The sequence below is a fragment of the Nocardia sp. NPDC058244 genome (assembly GCF_042882065.1).
GTDB lineage: Bacteria > Actinomycetota > Actinomycetes > Mycobacteriales > Mycobacteriaceae > Nocardia.
Genome location: NZ_JBHVWX010000014.1, coordinates 125,169 through 140,433 on the forward strand (window position 1 = coordinate 125,169; position 15,265 = coordinate 140,433).

A 15,265-nucleotide genomic window follows, 5' to 3' on the forward strand; every position below is an offset into this window, starting at 1 on the left:
GCGCGCTCGGTCGTGCGCGATGAGGAATGCCCACCGTGTCCACTCCCGCTCTGCGCAGTCCGGCGCTGCGCCGTCTCGCGCTCTTCACGCTCGGTGCCGCCGCGCTGGCGCTGTGCGTCGTGCTGAGCCTCGCGCTCGGCTCGCGGTCGGTGCCCGTCGGCACCGTCGTCGACGCGATCCTCGGCCACGGCACCGATCGCGACGCGGCGGTGGTCACCGGAATGCGGTGGCCGCGAACGGTGGTCGGACTGGTGGTCGGGGCGGCGCTGGGGCTGGCGGGCGCGGTCGTGCAGGGGGTCAGCCGCAACCCGCTGGCCGCGCCGACGACGCTCGGTATCAACGCGGGCGCGGCGCTCGCGGTCGTCACCGCCATCTACGCGCTGGGCCTGAGCCAGCCGGGACAGTACGTCTGGTTCGCCTTCGCCGGTGCCGCCGTCGCGGCGGCGACCACCCTCGCGCTCGGCCGCCGGGCCGGTGACCTGGACCCGATCCGGCTGGTGCTGGGCGGCACCGTCGTGCAGCTCGTGCTGGCCTCGTGGACCTCGGCGGTGCTGCTGTTCAGCGAGCGCACCCTCGACGAGGCCCGGTTCTGGCTGGTCGGTTCGATCGCGGGACGCGAACTGTCGGTGCTGGTTCCGCTGCTGCCGCTGTTCGCGGTCGGCGCCGTCGTCGGGCTGGCGATCACCGCCGGGCTCAACGCGCTGGCCCTCGGTGACGAGGCGGCCGAGGCGCTGGGCGTGCCGGTCACCCGCATCCGGGTCGCGGGCATGGTCGCGGTGGTCCTGCTGGCCGGTACCGCGGTGGCGGTGGCCGGGCCGATCGCGTTCGTCGGGCTCGCGGCGCCGCATCTGGTGCGCCTGGTCGCGGGCACCGACCACCGGGTGCTCGTGCCCGGCTGCCTGCTCGCCGGGCCGCTGTTGCTGCTGAGCGCCGACATCGTCGGCCGGATGATCATGCGCCCGACCGAGGTCGAAGTCGGCATCGTCACGGCATTCCTCGGCGCCCCGCTGCTGGCGGTGCTCGCGACACGGAAGGTGCGCCGATGACCACCCTGACGACCTCGACGACCACGCGGGTCCGGCTGCTCGCCGTGGTTCTCGCCGTCGCGCTGCTCGCGCTCGTGACCGTCGCGCTGGCCACCGGCGAGGTGCCGATGGACGCGATCACCGCGCTGGGGGCCGCGGTCGGCCTCGGCGATCGCGGTGACGTCTACGTGGTGCAGGAGTTCCGCGCGCCCCGGATCGCGGCCGGGGTCGTCGCGGGCGCCGGCCTGGCCGTCGCGGGCGGCGTGCTGCAACGGCTGTTCCGCAATCCGCTCGCCTCCCCCGACGTGATCGGTGTGACCGGCGGCGCCTCGCTCGGCGCGGTGGTCGTGCTGGCCGCGGGCGCGAGCCAGTACTCGATTCCGCTCGCCGCGCTGGCGGGCGGCATGGTGGCCGCGGTCGCCCTCGGCGCGATCGGCTGGCGCTCACAGCTGTCCACGGCCCGGCTCGTGCTGGTCGGCTTGGCCATCCAGGCCGGGCTCGCCGCCGCGGTGAATCTGGTAATCGTGCGCTTCCCCCGGGAGCTGGCGGGTTCGGCGATGCACTGGACCGCCGGGTCGCTCTACGGCCGGACCTGGCCGGAGGTCACCGGCGCCGCCCTCGGCTCCGTCGTCGTGCTGGTCGCGCTGGTCGTGCAGTACCGCACCCTGGCGGTACTCGATCTCGGGGACGACTCGGCGGGCGGACTCGGGGTCGGCGTCTCCGGCGCGCGGCTGCGGCTGCTGTGCACCGCCGTGGCGCTCGCCGCGCTGGCGGTGGCCATCTCCGGGCCGATCGTGTTCGTCGCGCTGGCGGTCCCGCAGCTGGTGCGGCTGCTGTGCGGGCCGCCGACGGCGGCGACCCTCGCCGTCACCGGACTGGCGGGCGCGACCCTGCTCACCGCCGCCGATTTCGTCGCGCAGAACCTGCTGCCGGTGCGGGGACTGCCGGTCGGCGTCGTCACCACGACCGTCGGCGCACCGTGGCTGCTGTGGCTGCTCGTGCGCGACAGCAACCCGGCGAACCGGAGGAACGCATGACCGAGCGACCGAGCAACGAACTCGCCACCCGCGCACTGGCGCTGCGCTACGGCGAGCGCACCGTGATCGACGGGCTCGACCTGACGCTGCCCGGACACGCCGTCACCGCGATCGTCGGCCCCAACGCCTGCGGCAAGTCGACGCTGCTGCGCGGCCTGACCCGGTTGCTGCGTCCCGCGGGCGGCACCGTCACCCTCGACGGCGCCGACATCCACCGGATGTCGGCGCGCACCCTGGCCCTGCGGCTCGGCCTGCTCCCCCAGCAGCCGATCACCCCCGAGGCGATCACCGTCGAAGCACTGGTACGCCTGGGCCGGTATCCGCACCAGAAGATGCTGCGCCCCTGGTCGGCGAGCGATCAGGCGGCGGTCGAGGAGGCCATGGCGCGCACCGGCACCACGGCGCTGCGCGACCTGCCCGTCGACCAGCTCTCCGGCGGCCAGCGCCAGCGTGCCTGGATCGCCCTGGCACTCGCCCAGGACACCGACCTGCTGCTGCTCGACGAGCCGACCACCTTCCTGGATCTGCGTCATCAACTCGACGTGCTCGATCTGGTCGCCGACCTCAACGCCGACGCGGGCCGCACAGTGATCATGGTGCTGCACGATCTCGGCCAGGCCGCCCGCTACGCCGACCACCTGGTGGTCCTGCGCGACGGCGCGCTGGCCGCGGCCGGGCCGCCCGCCGAGGTCCTCGACGCCGACCTCGTGCGCACCGTCTTCGACGTCGAGTGCCGGGTGATCCCCGATCCGGAAACCGGGACCCCCCTGGTGGTTCCGCTGGGCCGCGCCGCCCGCGCCCGCGTCTGACCTCCCGCCCCGGCGACCCCGTTCCGGGTCGCCCTGTCCCCCACTAGAAATGAGGACCGTCATGTCCCTTCGACGTCTCCGCGCCCGCGGAGTCCGCCGGGCAGGCACCGTGGCCGCGGGCGCGCTGCTCGCGCTCGGCACGCTCGTCGGCTGCGGCACCGACACCGCCACCACCGGCGGCGCGAACACCGCCGCCGACGCCGCGAGCTTCCCGCGCACCCTCGACACCGTCATGGGGCAGGTGACCATCCCGCGGGTCCCGCAGCGCGTGGTCGTCCTCGACACCGCCGAACTCGACTCGACCACCCTGCTCGGGGTGACGCCGGTCGGCGCGGTCATCCCGCACACCAAGACCGCGGGTGGCTTCCCCGACTACCTGAAGGCGGGCCTGGACGGCGTCACCGATGTCGGCCCGCTGCTGGAGCCGAACCTCGAGCGCATCGCCTCGCTGAAGCCCGATCTGATCCTGTCCTCCAAGATCCGGCACGAGAAGATCTACGACAAGCTCAGCGGCATCGCGCCGACCGTGTTCACCGAGACCACCGGCGGCCCGTGGAAGGCCAACCTGGCCGTGCACGGCAAGGCCCTCGGCCTGGACCAGCCCGCCGCCGACGCGCTGCGCAAGTACGAGGCCCGCGCGCGGGCGCTGGGCGCGGCGATCACGGCGAAGAACAACGGGACCGCGCCGTCGGCCTCGGTGGTCCGCTTCCTGGCCGGTCCGACCCGGCTGTACCTGACACAGTCGTTCAGCGGTGTCGTGCTGACCGATGTCGGCCTGAACCGCCCGGCCAACCAGGTCTCGACCGATGCCAAGAAGACCATGCTCGAGGTGAGCCCGGAACAGATCGACGGCGCCGACGCCGACCTGATCTTCGTCGCCACCATCGACGATCCGGGCAAGACTCCCAAGAACGCCGTCACCAGCGGCCCGGTCTGGCGCGATCTGGCCGCGGTGAAGAACGGCAAGGTGTTCGAGGTGCCGGACGAGACCTGGATGTCGGGTATCGGCGTGCAGGCGGCCCAGCGGATGCTGGCCGACATCGCCCAGGCCACCGGCGTGCCGCTGCCCGCCGAGTGAGCTCGCCGGATCAGAAGTAGCGCAGCCAGACGTAGATCCAGGCCATCGTCGTGCTGAGCAGGGTGACCAGGATGCCGTATCGGGTGAACTGCCAGAAGGAGATGCGCTGGCCTGCGCGGGCGGCGATGCCGAGGGCGACGACGTTCGCGCTGGCCGCGACGGCGGTGCCGTTGCCGCCGAAGTCGGCGCCGAGGGCGAAGGCCCACCACAGCGATCGCCCGGTCTCGGGGTCGGGGGCACCGGCGACGATGTCCTCGACCACCGGTGCCATGGTGGCGGTGTAGGGGATGTTGTCGACGAAGGCCCCGAGCAGCGCGGACCCGAAGACCAGGGCGGTGGCGGCCAGGAAATAGTCGTCACCGACCAGGTCGATGGCGGCGGCGCCGATCGCCGCGATCACCCCGGTGTGCACGAGCCCGGCGACCATGACGAACAGGCCCATGAAGAACACCAGCGTCGGCCATTCCACCTCGTGCAGGATCTCGCCGATGTCCAGGCCCGAGACCAGCACCATGGTGCCCGCGCCGACCAGCGCGATCACCGAGGGCGCGACGTGCACGACGCTGTGCAGGCAGAATCCGAGGATCACCCCTGCCAGCACGATCAGCGATCGGACCAGCAGTTTCGGGTCGCGGATCGCGCGGCGTTCCCGCAGGGCCATCACCGCGTCGACCGAACCGGGATCGGTGCGCAGCGCGGAGCGGAACAGCAGCCGGGTGAGCGCGACGAACACCACGAAGGTGAGCACGACGATCGGCGCCATGTGCACCAGGAAGTCGTTGAAGCTCAGCCCGGCGCGGCTGGCGATGATGATGTTGGGCGGGTCGCCGATCAGCGTCGCCGCGCCACCGATGTTGGCGGCCAGCACCTCGGCGATGAGGAACGGTTGCGCGGCGATGCCGAGCCTGCGGCACACCACCAGCGTCACCGGCGCCACCAGCATGATGATGGTGACGTTGTCGAGGAACGGCGAGGCCACCGCGGTGATCAGCATGAGCATCACCATCAGCCGGTACGGGTTGCCGCGCGAGCGCTTGGCCGACCAGATCGCCAGGTAGTCGAACAGCCCGGTCTGCTTGACCACCCCGACGATGATCATCATCCCGAGCAGCAGGAAGATGACGTTCCAGTCGATGCCCTCGTGCGGCGAGAAGAACACCTCCTCGCCGGGGATCAGCCCGAACACCGCCATCAAGCCCGCCGCGATGAGCACGGTCTTGACCTTGTCGGCCTTCTCCGTGGCGATGAAGAAGAAGGCGACCACGAAGATCAGCACGGCGAGGGCGGCGGCCATCGTCGCGCTCAGTCGCCGGGGCCGACGACGGCCAGGCTGGTCAGCAGCCGCTCCAGCGTGATCGCCCCGCACAGGGTGCGCGAGCGGTCGACCACGGCCAGCAGCGGACTGTGCTTGCGCGCCATCAGGATCGCGATCTCGAGCAGGGTCGCGTCCGGGGTGACGGTCGCCGGGGTCACCGCGCCGTCGGGCAGGCAGTCACCGACGGTGAGACTGCCGGGTTCCTGCCAGAAGAGGTCGGCGTGCACCTCGTCGATCGTGCGGACCAGCGACGGATCGCTCTGATACGAGCCGGGGATCACCAGGCGCAGCACCTGGGTGCCGGGCAGCACGGCGACGGGCCGGTCGGCCGCGTCGACGACGATCAGACCGGGCAGCCGGTTGACCACCATCAGCCGCACCGCCCGCGCGACCGGGTCGCTGGGCCGCACGGTCGGCAGGTTCATCGCGATGTCCCTGGCGCGCACGGCGGATCAGTCCCGGTCCGTGCTCAGGTGGTCGAGGCGCCGTTCGAGCCGGGCGAGCCGGTCGCGGACCGAACTGCTGTGCAGCAGTTCGGCGACCTGGTCGGCCTCGTCGGGCGCCAGCGCGATGTCGGCGGCGGGCTCGTCGCTGCCGGGGGCGTAGGTGAGCAGGTGCCGGGTGCCGGTCGGCTCCGTCAGCAACGCGAAGCGGGTGCCGCGCCGGGTGCGGAAGCTGTACAGCACGCCGGTGCCGGGGATCGTCGTGCGATCGGTGTCCATCGGCGAGCGGGTCCTTCCTGACCTGGTGGAATGCGTCCACCACCGAGTCTCGGGCGCCGGGCGGGCCGCCACCATCGGCCGTGACACCCATTTCCCGGCGCCGCGGTATCGACCAGCCGGGCCGGGAATGGGTGCCGGACCCCATGGACAACAGAGGAGGCGCGCCAGCATGCTGGGTCGTATGAGCCGTTCAGCAGCCCGAACTCCGGTGACGGCCCTGTTCTGGCGGGTGTGCCTGCTCAACGGGGTCGTCTTCACCCTCGGCACGCTGGTCCTGGCGTTCTCCCCCGCCACCGTCTCGGCGCGGGTCCGGCTGACCGAGATCCCGGTGCTGCTGATCGGGCTGGCGGTGATCCTCACCGCCAACGCGATCGCGCTGCGCCGGAGCTTCGCCCCGCTCGACGAACTCGTCGCCTCGATGCGCCGGGTCGACCCGCCGCACCGCAGCGACCGGCTGGACCGGCACGCGAGCGGCGACTTCCACCATCTGATCGAGACGTTCAACGCCATGCTCGACCGGCTCGAGGCCGAGCGTTCGGTCGCCGGGGCCACCGCGCTGGCCGCCCAGGAGGGCGAGCGTCAGCGCATCGCCCGTGAGCTGCACGACGAGATCGGGCAGAGCCTGACCGTGGCGCTGCTGCGGCTCAAACGGGTGCTCGACCGGGCGCCCGCGGAGCTGCGCGAGGAGGTCGAGGAGGCGCAGGAGACGGTGCGCGGGTGCCTGGACGAGGTCCGCGGGATCGCCTCACGGCTGCGCCCCGACGTGCTCGAGGACCTGGGACTGCACAGCGCGATCAACGCGCTCTGCCACGAATTCACCCGCACCGCGGCCATTCCCGTGCACCGGCAGCTGGACCCGGACATCTCCCGGCTGGACCCGAATGTCGAGCTGGTCTGCTACCGGATCGCCCAGGAGAGCCTGACCAATGTGCTGCGGCACGCGGGCGCCGACGAGGTCCATCTGCGGCTGACCCCGCGCGCGGGCACCGTGCTGCTGCGGGTCTCCGACAACGGGCGCGGCGGCGTCGTCCAGGACGGGGCGGGCATCCGCGGCATGCGCGAGCGCGCCATGCTGATCGACGCGACGCTGACCATCACCTCCCCGGTCGCCGGGGGCACCGCGGTCGAACTCGCCATCCCCGTGCGGCAGAACGGAGCACCGACATGAGCGCGCCGACCCGGATCCTGCTGGCCGACGACCACGCCCTGGTCCGCAGCGGCCTGCGGATGATCCTGGACAACGAACCGGACCTGCGGGTGGTCGCGGAGGCGGCCAACGGGTTCGACGCGGTGACCGCGCTCGCGCAGGACGGGATCGACCTGGTGATCCTCGACATCGCCATGCCGCGGATGACCGGCATCCAGGCCGCCCGCGAGATCGCCCGCACCCGGCCGGGCGTGCGGATCCTGATGCTGTCGATGTACGACAACGAGCAGTACTTCTTCGAGTCGCTGAAGGCGGGCGCGTCCGGCTACGTGCTCAAGTCGGTGGCCGACCGCGACCTGATCGAGGCGTGCCGGGCCACCATGCGCGGCGAGTCCTTTCTCTACCCGGGCGCGGTCACCGCCCTGGTACGCGACTACCTCCAGCTGGCCCGGCAGGGCGCGACGCTGCCGGACGCGATCCTGACCCCGCGCGAGGAGGAGGTGCTCAAGCTCATCGCCGAGGGGCACTCGGCCCGCGACATCGCGGCCACCCTGGTGATCAGCGCGAAGACCGTCGACCGGCACCGGGCCAACATCCTGCAGAAACTGGGGCTGCGCGACCGGCTCGAGCTCACCAGATACGCGATCCGGGCCGGGCTGATCGAGCCGTGAGAACGCCGACGGCCCCCGCGCCGGACAGACGCGAGGGCCGACGACAGCGCTCACTCGGTGACCGGGTCCGCCCGCAGCGTCTGCTTGCGCGAGACGGTGACCCGCATGACCGGTTCCACGATGCGCGCCGCGATCGGGCCGATGATCGCCATCAGCAGCACGTAGGTCGTCGCCAGCGCGGCGAACTCGTCGGGCACCGCGCCCGCGGCCACGGCCAGACCGGCGATGACGATCGAGAACTCACCGCGCGCGACCAGCGCGGTACCGGCCCGCGCCCGGCCCAGCTGCGAGGCGCCCGCGCGTTTGGCCGCCCACCAACCGGTGGCGATCTTGGTCGCGGTGGTGACCACGGCCAACAGCACCGCCCAGCCGAGCACCGGCGGAATCGTCCGCGGATCGGTGCTCAGACCGAACAGCACGAAGAACATCGCCGCGAACAGATCACGCAGCGGCTCGAGGATCTTGGTGGCGTCGTGCGCGGTGGAATCGGAGATCGCGATACCGAGCAGGAACGCCCCGACCGCCGCCGACACCTGCACCGCCGAGGCCACCCCGGCCACCAGCAGCGCCGAACCGAGCAGCTTGAGCAGGAAGATCTCCCGATCCTCGCTGGCCACGATCGCCGAGACGTACTTGCCGTAGCGCAGCGCGACGACGAGCACCACCGTCACCGCGACCAGCGCGATCCCCACCGTGGTCAGGCCGGCCACGAAGCCGACGCCGGCCAGCACCGCGGTCAGCACCGGCAGGTAGATCGCCATCGCCAGGTCCTCGAACACCAGGATCGACAGGATCGTCGGCGTCTCGCGGTTGCCCAGCCTGCCCAGGTCGTTGAGCACCTTGGCGACGATGCCGGACGAGGAGATGTAGGTGACGCCCGCCATCGCGATCGCCCCGGTCGGACCCAATCCGAGCATGAGCGCGACGATCACCCCCGGCGTCGCGTTGAGCACCAGATCGAGCAGACCCGCCGTCCACGATTTGCGCATACCCGTGACGAGTTCACCGGCGGTGTACTCCAAGCCGAGCAGCAGAAGCAGCAGGACGACACCGATCTCGCTGGCGAGGTGGATGAAGTCCTCCACCTCGTGCAATTCGATCAGGCCGCCGGTGCCGAAGACCAGACCACCGAGCAGATAGAGCGGAATCGGCGAGAGGCCGACCTTCGCCGCGATCCGCCCGAGTACCCCCAACCCGAAGAACACCGCCCCCAACTGGATCAATGCCAGCGCGGTTCCCGTGAGCTGCACCGCGCTCAGCCGTCGGAGAGAATCGCGGCGGCGGCGTCGAGCCCGGCGTTGGTGCCGACCACGACGACCATGTCCCCACCGACGAACCCGAATTCGGGTCCGGGCGAGGCGTGTACCTGACCCGCCCGCAGGACCGCGACGATCGAGGCGAGGGTCCTGGTCCGCATCTCGGTCTCGCCCAGTCGCCGTCCGGCGTAGGGCGAGTTCGGCGGCACCGGCAGCGACCGGGTGCTCACGCCGTCGAGCTCGCGGTGCTCCTCGCGCAGTTGCGCCACCAACTGGGGCGCACCGAGCAGGCTCGCCAGGGTGCGCGCCTCGGTCTCGGACAGGGGCACCTGCACGGTCGTGTCCGGGTCGCCGACCTTGGTGAAGATCAGGTCGGTACCGCCGTCCCGGTGGTCGACGACACCGATCCGGCGGTCTACCTTCGTCAGCGAAAACTCTTTCCGGACACCGATTCCCGGCAGGGAAGTCACATCTACATTCATTGGATCACCTAACCTCAGCTAGGCGATACCTTACCTTCTCTTTACCATTCGCACGGGGGCTCAGCCCTGGTCGAGCAACCTTCCAGCGGCGTCGAGGCCCTCGTCGGTGCCGACCACGACCACCAGATCACCGGCGATGAAGGTGAAATCCGTTCCGGGCGAGGGGGTCACGTCACCGGCGCGCACCACCGCGACGACCGAGGCCTTGGTGCGGGTGCGCATCGCGGTGTCGCGCAACGGACGACCGTCGAACGGGCTGCCCCGATCGATCGCGAACTGCCTGGTCGAGAGCTCACCGACGACAGGGACGTCCCGGCTCTTCTGCACCACCTGCGGCGCCCCGAGCAGCCCGGCCAGGACACCGATCTCGGTGCCGGACAGCGGAATCGAGGTGGTGGTGTCGTAGTCACCCGGCCGCGAGACCACCAGGTCGACCGAACCGTCGCGGTGCTCGATCACGCCGATCCGCCGGCGCGCCTCGACCAGCGGAAAGTCCTTGCACACGCCGATCCCCGGGAGAGGCGTCACATCGATGTTCACGCCCTCACAGTACGACGACTTCCGAATAACACCAGCCCTACCCCGTTACCCGGCGTTCACCCCGTGAGCCAGTCGATGGCGATCGCCACCACGGCCGCGTTGACGAAGAAGCTGAGCACGCTGTGCGCGGTGACCCGCGATCCACCCGGTGGTGAGATCGTCGGCGGGCGAGTCGGGCAGCTGCCTGCTCAGCAGTAGCCAGCCGGCGGCGACACGGCCGACCCGCACCGTGAGAGAATTCGGTCCGTTGACCGAATTCGAGGAGTCGAGATGGTGTATGTCGAGGCGTCGGTCCGGCGCACCCAGCTGGTGAGCGCGGCCCGCAGCGCGCTGGAACGCCACGGCGTGGCCGGGACGTCGCTGCGCGCGGTCGCCACCGAGGCCGAGGTGCCGCTCGGCACCCTGCAGTACGTGTTCCCGTCGAAGGAACAGCTGCTGCGCGCGGTGATCGAAGACGTCGTCGACGAGATCGCGGCGGTGCTGGCCGAGACCACCGATCTGGACCACGGCCTGGCGCACGCGATCCGGTCCGGCTTCACCCAGTTCTGGGAGCGCCTGGTGGTCGACCGGTCGGGCCTGCAGATCATGCAGTACGAACTGGTCACCTACGCCCTGCGCACGCCCGGCCAGGAAGCCCTCGCACGCTGGCAATACGAGCGCTACGGCAGCGTCGTGGCCGACTGGTGCCAGCAGGCCGCCCACCGCGCGGGCGAGACCTGCGCCGTGCCGTTCGCCCGGCTCGCCAGGGTCATGCTGGCGACCGTGGACGGGCTGATCGTGCAGTACGTGGCCGACCCCCACCAGGCCAGGGCCAGGGCCGACCTCGACGTCGCCATCGATATGTTCATCGCACTGACCGGCGCGCGGGAGACCACCACGCCCATCGATTGAAATTTTCCGGTCGCTTGTATGAATTGGGGGTTGCATGCCCCTCCGCCCGGCAGTAACCTCTGTCACAACAGTCATACAACCGACCGACTTTTAATCGAGGGCAGAGAAATGCAGCAGGTCGATGTCGCCGTGATCGGCGCCGGACTCGCGGGCTTGAGCGCGGCGCGCACGCTGGTCGCCGCGGGCAAGACCGTGGCCGTGCTGGAGGCACGCGATCGCGTGGGCGGCCGGACCATGGGCGGTGCGCTGCGCAACGGGGTGCCGGTGGAACTGGGCGGTCAGTGGATCGGCCCGACCCAGGACGTCGTCGCCGAGCTCGTCGCCGAGCTGGGCCTGTCGACCTTCGCGACCTTCGACGAGGGCGCGGGGCTGACCGTCGTCGACGGCGCCGTCATCCGGTACACCGACGAGACGTTCGGCCTCCCCGACGAGACGGCCGCCGAAGTCGGCCGGTTGTGGGTGGAGCTGGAGACCCTCGCCGCCTCGATCACCACCGACACACCGTGGGAGACCGACGGCGCCGACGAATTCGACCGGCAGACGCTCGACACCTGGCTGTGCGCGAACACCGAGGACACCCTCGCCCGGCGCTTCTTCCGGCTGCTGGTGCCCGCGCTGTTCTCCGCGGAGTCGCCCGAGATGTCGCTGCTGCACTTCCTGTTCTACCTCCGGTCGGGCACCAGCCTCGCCACCCTGGTCGCGACCACCGGCGGCGCCCAGGAACGCCGGGTGACCGGCGGTACCCATCTGATCAGCGAGCGGATCGCCGCCGAGCTGGGCGACGCGGTCCGGCTCGGCACGGTCGTGCGGACGATCCGGCAGGACGCCGAGGGCGTCGTCGTCGAGTACGAGGGCGGCAGCGTCACGGCCGATCGGGTGATCGTCGCGGTGCCGCCGACGCTGGCGGGCCGGCTGCGCTACGTACCGCCGCTGCCCGCCCTGCGCGACGGGCTCACCCAGCAGATGCCCGCCGGCTCGGTGATCAAGTTCCAGGTCGGCTACGAGACGCCGTTCTGGCGGGCCGACGGGCTCAACGGGTTCGCGCTCAGCGTCGACGACGCGTTCGGGCTCGTGCTGGACAACTCGCCGCAGGACGGTTCCTGTGGCGTGCTGGTCGGCTTCATCGAGGGCGCGCACGCCCGCACCGCCGCGCTGCTGACCGCCGGGGAACGGCGCGCACTCGTCGTCTCGGCGCTGGTGAAGTACTTCGGCCCGCAGGCCGCCGAACCGTTCGACCTGGTCGAACAGGATTGGAACGCCGAGGAATTCACCCGCGGCTGTTATGGCGGCCGCCTCGGCGCCGGCGTCTGGACCCAGTACGGCAAGGCCCTGGCCGCACCGATCGACCGGATCCACTGGGCCGGCGCGGAGACCGCCACGGTCTGGAACGGCTACATGGACGGCGCCGTCCGCTCCGGCTATCGCGCGGCCGACGAAGTGCTCACCGCCCAGTCCCGCACCGAGGATCGCAGCGCATGACGAACGACAACAGCACCACCGCGCCGACCGGCATCGACGAGATCGTCCGCAGGCTCGGTGCGGGCGAGAAGACCTGGGCCGCGCTCTCCCTGGCGGTGCGCCGCGACCTGCTCCTGGAGGTCGGCGAGGCCGCGGCGGCGCAGGCCGCGGAGTGGGTCCGCGTCGCCGCCGCCGTCAAGCAGCTCGACCCGTCCTCGCCGCTGGTCGGCGAGGAATGGATCAGCGGACCGTACGCCCTGATCGGCTACACCCAGGCCCTCCAGGAGACCCTGCGCCGGCTGGCCCAGGGCTCGGACGTCCTGGCGGGCTACCGCCTCGGGACCGCACCCGGCGATCGGCGCACCGTCCGCGTGCTGCCGGGCGGCCTCGCCGACCAGCTGCTGCTCAACGGCTACCAGGCGGAGGTGTGGACTACCCCCGGCACCACCGAAACGCAGCTGCGCGCGGGCATCGGACTCGGACAGCGCACGCCGGAAGCCACCGACGGGGTGGCCCTGGTGCTGGGCGCGGGCAACATCTTCTCGATCGCGCCCCTGGACGTGCTGCACCAGCTCTTCGCCGAGAACCGCACCGCCGTCCTGAAACTCAATCCGATGACCGACGCGCTGGCGCCGGTGTTCCGGGCGATCTTCGCCCCGCTGATCGAGCGCGACCTGGTGGAGATCGTCACCGGCGGACCCGAGGTCGGTGCCGCCCTGGCGTATCACCCCGGCATCACCGCCGTGCACATGACCGGCAGCGAGGCGACCCACGACGCCGTCGTCTGGGGCACCGGCGCGGCCGGGGCGGCGGCGAAGGCCGCGGGCACCCCGATCCTCGACAAGCCGATGACCAGCGAGCTCGGCGGTGTCGCCCCCATCATCGTCGTGCCGGGCGAATGGTCGGCGGCCGATCTGCGCTTCCAGGCCGAACACGTGGCCACCCAGCGCCTGCACAACAGCGGCAGCAACTGCATCGCCGGGCAGATCGTCCTGCTCAGCGCGGACTGGGCGCAGAAGGACGAATTCCTCGCCGCCCTGCGCCGGGCACTGGCGGCCGCGCCCGCCCGGCCCGCCTGGTACCCGGGCAGCGCCGACCGGGTGCGCTCCGCGCGGGAGCTGCACCCCACCGCCGAAAAAGTCGGCGGCACACCGGAACGCACCCTGCTGACCGGGCTCGACCTCGGCGATCCCGACGAATCCGCCTTCACCGCCGAGTATTTCGGCCCGGTGCTCGGGGTGGCGGAGCTGCCGGGGACCGGCGCCGCGTTCCTCGACGCCGCCGTCGCCGCCGCCAACGACCGGCTGCACGGCACCCTGGGCGCCAACATCATCGCGCACCCCGGCACCATCAGGGCCCTCGGCGACCGGCTGCACCGGGCGGTGGCCGCCCTGCGCTACGGCACCATCGGTATCAACGCGTGGACCGGTGTCGGCTACCTGACCCCGCGCGCCACCTGGGGCGCCTTCCCCGGGCACACCCTCGACGACGTGCGCAGCGGAATCGGGGTGGTCCACAACGCCCTGCTCCTCGACGGCGCCGAACGCACCGTCGTCACCGGGCCGTTCCGCCCGGCGCCGCGCTCGCTGCTGCACGGGGAGCTGTCGCTGTCGCCGGTGCCGCCGTGGTTCGTCACGAACCGGACCGCCGCGACCACCGGCCGCCTGCTCACCGGCTTCGTCGCCCGGCCGCGGTGGCGCACGCTGCCCGCGCTGTTCGCCTCGGCCCTGCGCGGGTGAACCGGCTAGCGCTGGTCGAACCGCCAGCGGGTGGCGCCGTGCGGATCGGTCAGCGCGACACCCACCGCGGTGTGGGTGGTGAACCGGTACAGGTACCACGGCGCCGGGCCTGCGCTCTGGGCGCTGAACGGCGCGGTGATCGCGTCGCCGTCGCGTTCGGCGGGCCAGCCGGTGTCGCGGTAGGCGGCGGTGACGCGGTCGATCTCGGCGTGGTCGACGGTGCGCGCCGCGGTGCCCTCGACGACGAGGTCGACATCGTCGGGGAACCGGAACGACAGGGTGCACGCGGGATCGGCGGCCAGGTAGCGCGACTTGTGGGTGCCGGGGCCGCTGGTGAAGTAGAAGTACTCGCCGACCAGCGTCGCGCCGATCCCCGCCGAGTGCGGCCTGCCGTCGGGGCCGACGGTGCCGAGGAACTGGGCGGTCTCGAGGGCGGCGAGGCCCTGCTCGATGGCGGTGGCCACCCGGCTCCACGGCAGCTGGTCGTTGCCGTAGATGTTCAGATCGGTGGCGTCGACGGGATCGGGCAGCATCGGCACTCCTTCGTCGTGGCCCGCCGGGGCCCGTGGAGGACACGCAACTGGTGCCCGAGTATAGGCGCGCGCCCGGTCGCGCAGGGCCGCCCGAACCCGAACGGCTTGCGTATTCGGGCGAAGTTGTGTGTTGTTGAGTCGTGACCAACTCATCCGGAGACGCGTATCCACTCACGGACACGATGACCACCACGACGGCGGTACAGGACGGCGTCACGGTGCTCACGGTGACCGGCGAGGTCGATCTGGCGACGGCGCCCGCGCTGGACGCCGCGATCGAGGCGATCCTGGCCGACCGCCCGGCGGCGCTGGTGATCGACCTGACCGCGGTCGGGTTCCTGGCGTCGGCGGGCATGGCGACCCTGGTCGCCGCGCACCAGCGGGCCGGGGAGAACACCTCGATCGCGGTCGTCGCCGACGGGCCGGCCACCAGTCGTCAGCTCAAGATGACGAGCCTGGATCAGGTGTTCGCCATGCACACCACGCTGGCCGCCGCCCTGGCGTCGTTCACGTCCTGACCACACGATAAAACGCGCCGCCGCCCGGAGAATCCCCTCCGGGC

General features: G+C 71.6%; 18 protein-coding genes. 11 read left to right on the top strand and 7 right to left on the bottom strand.

The annotated features are described in order from the left end of the window. Positions 1-35: 35 nt before the first annotated feature. The 4 genes from ACFVW6_RS33005 (at position 36) to ACFVW6_RS33020 (ending at position 3,949) form a co-directional block, all read left to right on the top strand. Entirely contained in the window at positions 36-1,046 is a 1,011-nt protein-coding gene (locus ACFVW6_RS33005; RefSeq protein WP_378830344.1) for a FecCD family ABC transporter permease, read from the top strand. Next, positions 1,043-2,062, top strand: a complete 1,020-nt coding sequence (locus tag ACFVW6_RS33010; protein ID WP_378830343.1) for a FecCD family ABC transporter permease — start codon at positions 1,043-1,045, stop codon at positions 2,060-2,062. The genes ACFVW6_RS33005 and ACFVW6_RS33010 overlap by 4 nt, the downstream gene beginning before the upstream one ends. Beyond that, positions 2,059-2,871, top strand: a complete 813-nt coding sequence (locus tag ACFVW6_RS33015; RefSeq protein WP_378830342.1) for an ABC transporter ATP-binding protein — start codon at positions 2,059-2,061, stop codon at positions 2,869-2,871. Before ACFVW6_RS33010 ends, ACFVW6_RS33015 begins: the two co-directional genes overlap by 4 nt. A gap of 61 nt (positions 2,872-2,932) precedes the next feature. After that, positions 2,933-3,949 (top strand): ABC transporter substrate-binding protein, encoded by a 1,017-nt coding sequence (locus ACFVW6_RS33020; protein ID WP_378830340.1) that lies wholly within the window; start codon positions 2,933-2,935, stop codon positions 3,947-3,949. A gap of 10 nt (positions 3,950-3,959) precedes the next feature. On the opposite strand, the gene ACFVW6_RS33025 is transcribed toward ACFVW6_RS33020, so the two are convergent. Genes ACFVW6_RS33025 through ACFVW6_RS33035 form a run of 3 tightly spaced genes read right to left on the bottom strand, consistent with a single transcriptional unit; the run spans position 3,960 to position 5,986 of the window. Continuing rightward, the gene (locus tag ACFVW6_RS33025) at positions 3,960-5,243 is read right to left on the bottom strand and encodes an SLC13 family permease (RefSeq protein ID WP_378830339.1); all 1,284 of its coding nucleotides are present in this window, start codon (positions 5,241-5,243) and stop codon (positions 3,960-3,962) included. Positions 5,244-5,251: 8 nt separating this feature from the next. Continuing rightward, a complete protein-coding gene (locus tag ACFVW6_RS33030) occupies positions 5,252-5,689 on the bottom strand; it encodes a CBS domain-containing protein (RefSeq protein WP_355275661.1) in 438 nt (145 codons plus the stop codon). Between the two features lie 27 nt (positions 5,690-5,716). Beyond that, on the bottom strand, positions 5,717-5,986 hold the full coding sequence (locus ACFVW6_RS33035; RefSeq protein ID WP_378830337.1) for a hypothetical protein: 270 nt from the start codon (positions 5,984-5,986) through the stop codon (positions 5,717-5,719). Between the two features lie 181 nt (positions 5,987-6,167). On the opposite strand from ACFVW6_RS33035, the gene ACFVW6_RS33040 reads away from it, so the two are divergent. Continuing rightward, positions 6,168-7,154 carry a histidine kinase gene (locus tag ACFVW6_RS33040; protein ID WP_378830336.1) on the top strand — a complete coding sequence of 329 codons (987 nt, stop codon included), beginning with the start codon at positions 6,168-6,170 and terminating at the stop codon, positions 7,152-7,154. Next, positions 7,151-7,804: a response regulator transcription factor gene (locus ACFVW6_RS33045; protein ID WP_355275667.1), complete on the top strand. Its 654-nt coding sequence runs from the start codon at positions 7,151-7,153 to the stop codon at positions 7,802-7,804. Before ACFVW6_RS33040 ends, ACFVW6_RS33045 begins: the two co-directional genes overlap by 4 nt. A gap of 50 nt (positions 7,805-7,854) precedes the next feature. Here the strand turns inward: ACFVW6_RS33045 and ACFVW6_RS33050 are convergent, their stop codons facing one another. Genes ACFVW6_RS33050 through ACFVW6_RS33060 form a run of 3 tightly spaced genes read right to left on the bottom strand, consistent with a single transcriptional unit; the run spans position 7,855 to position 10,082 of the window. After that, the gene (locus tag ACFVW6_RS33050) at positions 7,855-9,054 is read right to left on the bottom strand and encodes a cation:proton antiporter (protein ID WP_355275669.1); all 1,200 of its coding nucleotides are present in this window, start codon (positions 9,052-9,054) and stop codon (positions 7,855-7,857) included. 5 nt (positions 9,055-9,059) lie between these two features. Beyond that, a complete protein-coding gene (locus tag ACFVW6_RS33055; protein ID WP_355275671.1) occupies positions 9,060-9,542 on the bottom strand; it encodes a TrkA C-terminal domain-containing protein in 483 nt (160 codons plus the stop codon). 60 nt (positions 9,543-9,602) lie between these two features. After that, entirely contained in the window at positions 9,603-10,082 is a 480-nt protein-coding gene (locus ACFVW6_RS33060) for a TrkA C-terminal domain-containing protein (protein WP_355275672.1), read from the bottom strand. A gap of 63 nt (positions 10,083-10,145) precedes the next feature. On the opposite strand from ACFVW6_RS33060, the gene ACFVW6_RS33065 reads away from it, so the two are divergent. From ACFVW6_RS33065 to ACFVW6_RS33080, 4 genes are all read left to right on the top strand, one after another. Continuing rightward, positions 10,146-10,280: a hypothetical protein gene (locus ACFVW6_RS33065; protein ID WP_378830334.1), complete on the top strand. Its 135-nt coding sequence runs from the start codon at positions 10,146-10,148 to the stop codon at positions 10,278-10,280. 72 nt (positions 10,281-10,352) lie between these two features. Then, positions 10,353-10,973 carry a TetR/AcrR family transcriptional regulator gene (locus tag ACFVW6_RS33070; RefSeq protein ID WP_378830332.1) on the top strand — a complete coding sequence of 207 codons (621 nt, stop codon included), beginning with the start codon at positions 10,353-10,355 and terminating at the stop codon, positions 10,971-10,973. A gap of 108 nt (positions 10,974-11,081) precedes the next feature. Then, positions 11,082-12,452, top strand: a complete 1,371-nt coding sequence (locus tag ACFVW6_RS33075) for a flavin monoamine oxidase family protein (protein ID WP_378830331.1) — start codon at positions 11,082-11,084, stop codon at positions 12,450-12,452. Beyond that, the gene (locus ACFVW6_RS33080) at positions 12,449-14,170 is read left to right on the top strand and encodes an aldehyde dehydrogenase family protein (protein WP_378830330.1); all 1,722 of its coding nucleotides are present in this window, start codon (positions 12,449-12,451) and stop codon (positions 14,168-14,170) included. The genes ACFVW6_RS33075 and ACFVW6_RS33080 overlap by 4 nt, the downstream gene beginning before the upstream one ends. A gap of 5 nt (positions 14,171-14,175) precedes the next feature. Here ACFVW6_RS33080 and ACFVW6_RS33085 read toward each other — a convergent pair whose 3' ends face one another. Next, on the bottom strand, positions 14,176-14,703 hold the full coding sequence (locus ACFVW6_RS33085) for a pyridoxamine 5'-phosphate oxidase family protein (protein WP_378830329.1): 528 nt from the start codon (positions 14,701-14,703) through the stop codon (positions 14,176-14,178). A gap of 182 nt (positions 14,704-14,885) precedes the next feature. On the opposite strand from ACFVW6_RS33085, the gene ACFVW6_RS33090 reads away from it, so the two are divergent. Further along, complete coding sequence (locus ACFVW6_RS33090; protein ID WP_355275683.1) at positions 14,886-15,221, top strand: STAS domain-containing protein; 336 nt, start codon at positions 14,886-14,888, stop codon at positions 15,219-15,221. The last annotated feature ends 44 nt before the right edge of the window (positions 15,222-15,265 follow it).

Bases quoted from the DNA above. Each gene is read 5' to 3' on its own strand.
- ACFVW6_RS33070 (WP_378830332.1), top strand. From the start codon at position 10,353: ATGGTGTATGTCGAGGCGTCGGTCCGGCGCACCCAGCTGGTGAGCGCG.
- ACFVW6_RS33080 (WP_378830330.1), top strand. From the start codon at position 12,449: ATGACGAACGACAACAGCACCACCGCGCCGACCGGCATCGACGAGATC.
- ACFVW6_RS33030 (WP_355275661.1), bottom strand. From the start codon at position 5,689: ATGAACCTGCCGACCGTGCGGCCCAGCGACCCGGTCGCGCGGGCGGTG.
- ACFVW6_RS33085 (WP_378830329.1), bottom strand. From the start codon at position 14,703: ATGCTGCCCGATCCCGTCGACGCCACCGATCTGAACATCTACGGCAAC.
- ACFVW6_RS33090 (WP_355275683.1), top strand. From the start codon at position 14,886: ATGACCACCACGACGGCGGTACAGGACGGCGTCACGGTGCTCACGGTG.
- ACFVW6_RS33045 (WP_355275667.1), top strand. From the start codon at position 7,151: ATGAGCGCGCCGACCCGGATCCTGCTGGCCGACGACCACGCCCTGGTC.
- ACFVW6_RS33035 (WP_378830337.1), bottom strand. From the start codon at position 5,986: ATGGACACCGATCGCACGACGATCCCCGGCACCGGCGTGCTGTACAGC.
- ACFVW6_RS33015 (WP_378830342.1), top strand. From the start codon at position 2,059: ATGACCGAGCGACCGAGCAACGAACTCGCCACCCGCGCACTGGCGCTG.
- ACFVW6_RS33075 (WP_378830331.1), top strand. From the start codon at position 11,082: ATGCAGCAGGTCGATGTCGCCGTGATCGGCGCCGGACTCGCGGGCTTG.
- ACFVW6_RS33020 (WP_378830340.1), top strand. From the start codon at position 2,933: ATGTCCCTTCGACGTCTCCGCGCCCGCGGAGTCCGCCGGGCAGGCACC.
- ACFVW6_RS33025 (WP_378830339.1), bottom strand. From the start codon at position 5,243: ATGGCCGCCGCCCTCGCCGTGCTGATCTTCGTGGTCGCCTTCTTCTTC.
- ACFVW6_RS33040 (WP_378830336.1), top strand. From the start codon at position 6,168: ATGAGCCGTTCAGCAGCCCGAACTCCGGTGACGGCCCTGTTCTGGCGG.
- ACFVW6_RS33010 (WP_378830343.1), top strand. From the start codon at position 1,043: ATGACCACCCTGACGACCTCGACGACCACGCGGGTCCGGCTGCTCGCC.
- ACFVW6_RS33055 (WP_355275671.1), bottom strand. From the start codon at position 9,542: ATGAATGTAGATGTGACTTCCCTGCCGGGAATCGGTGTCCGGAAAGAG.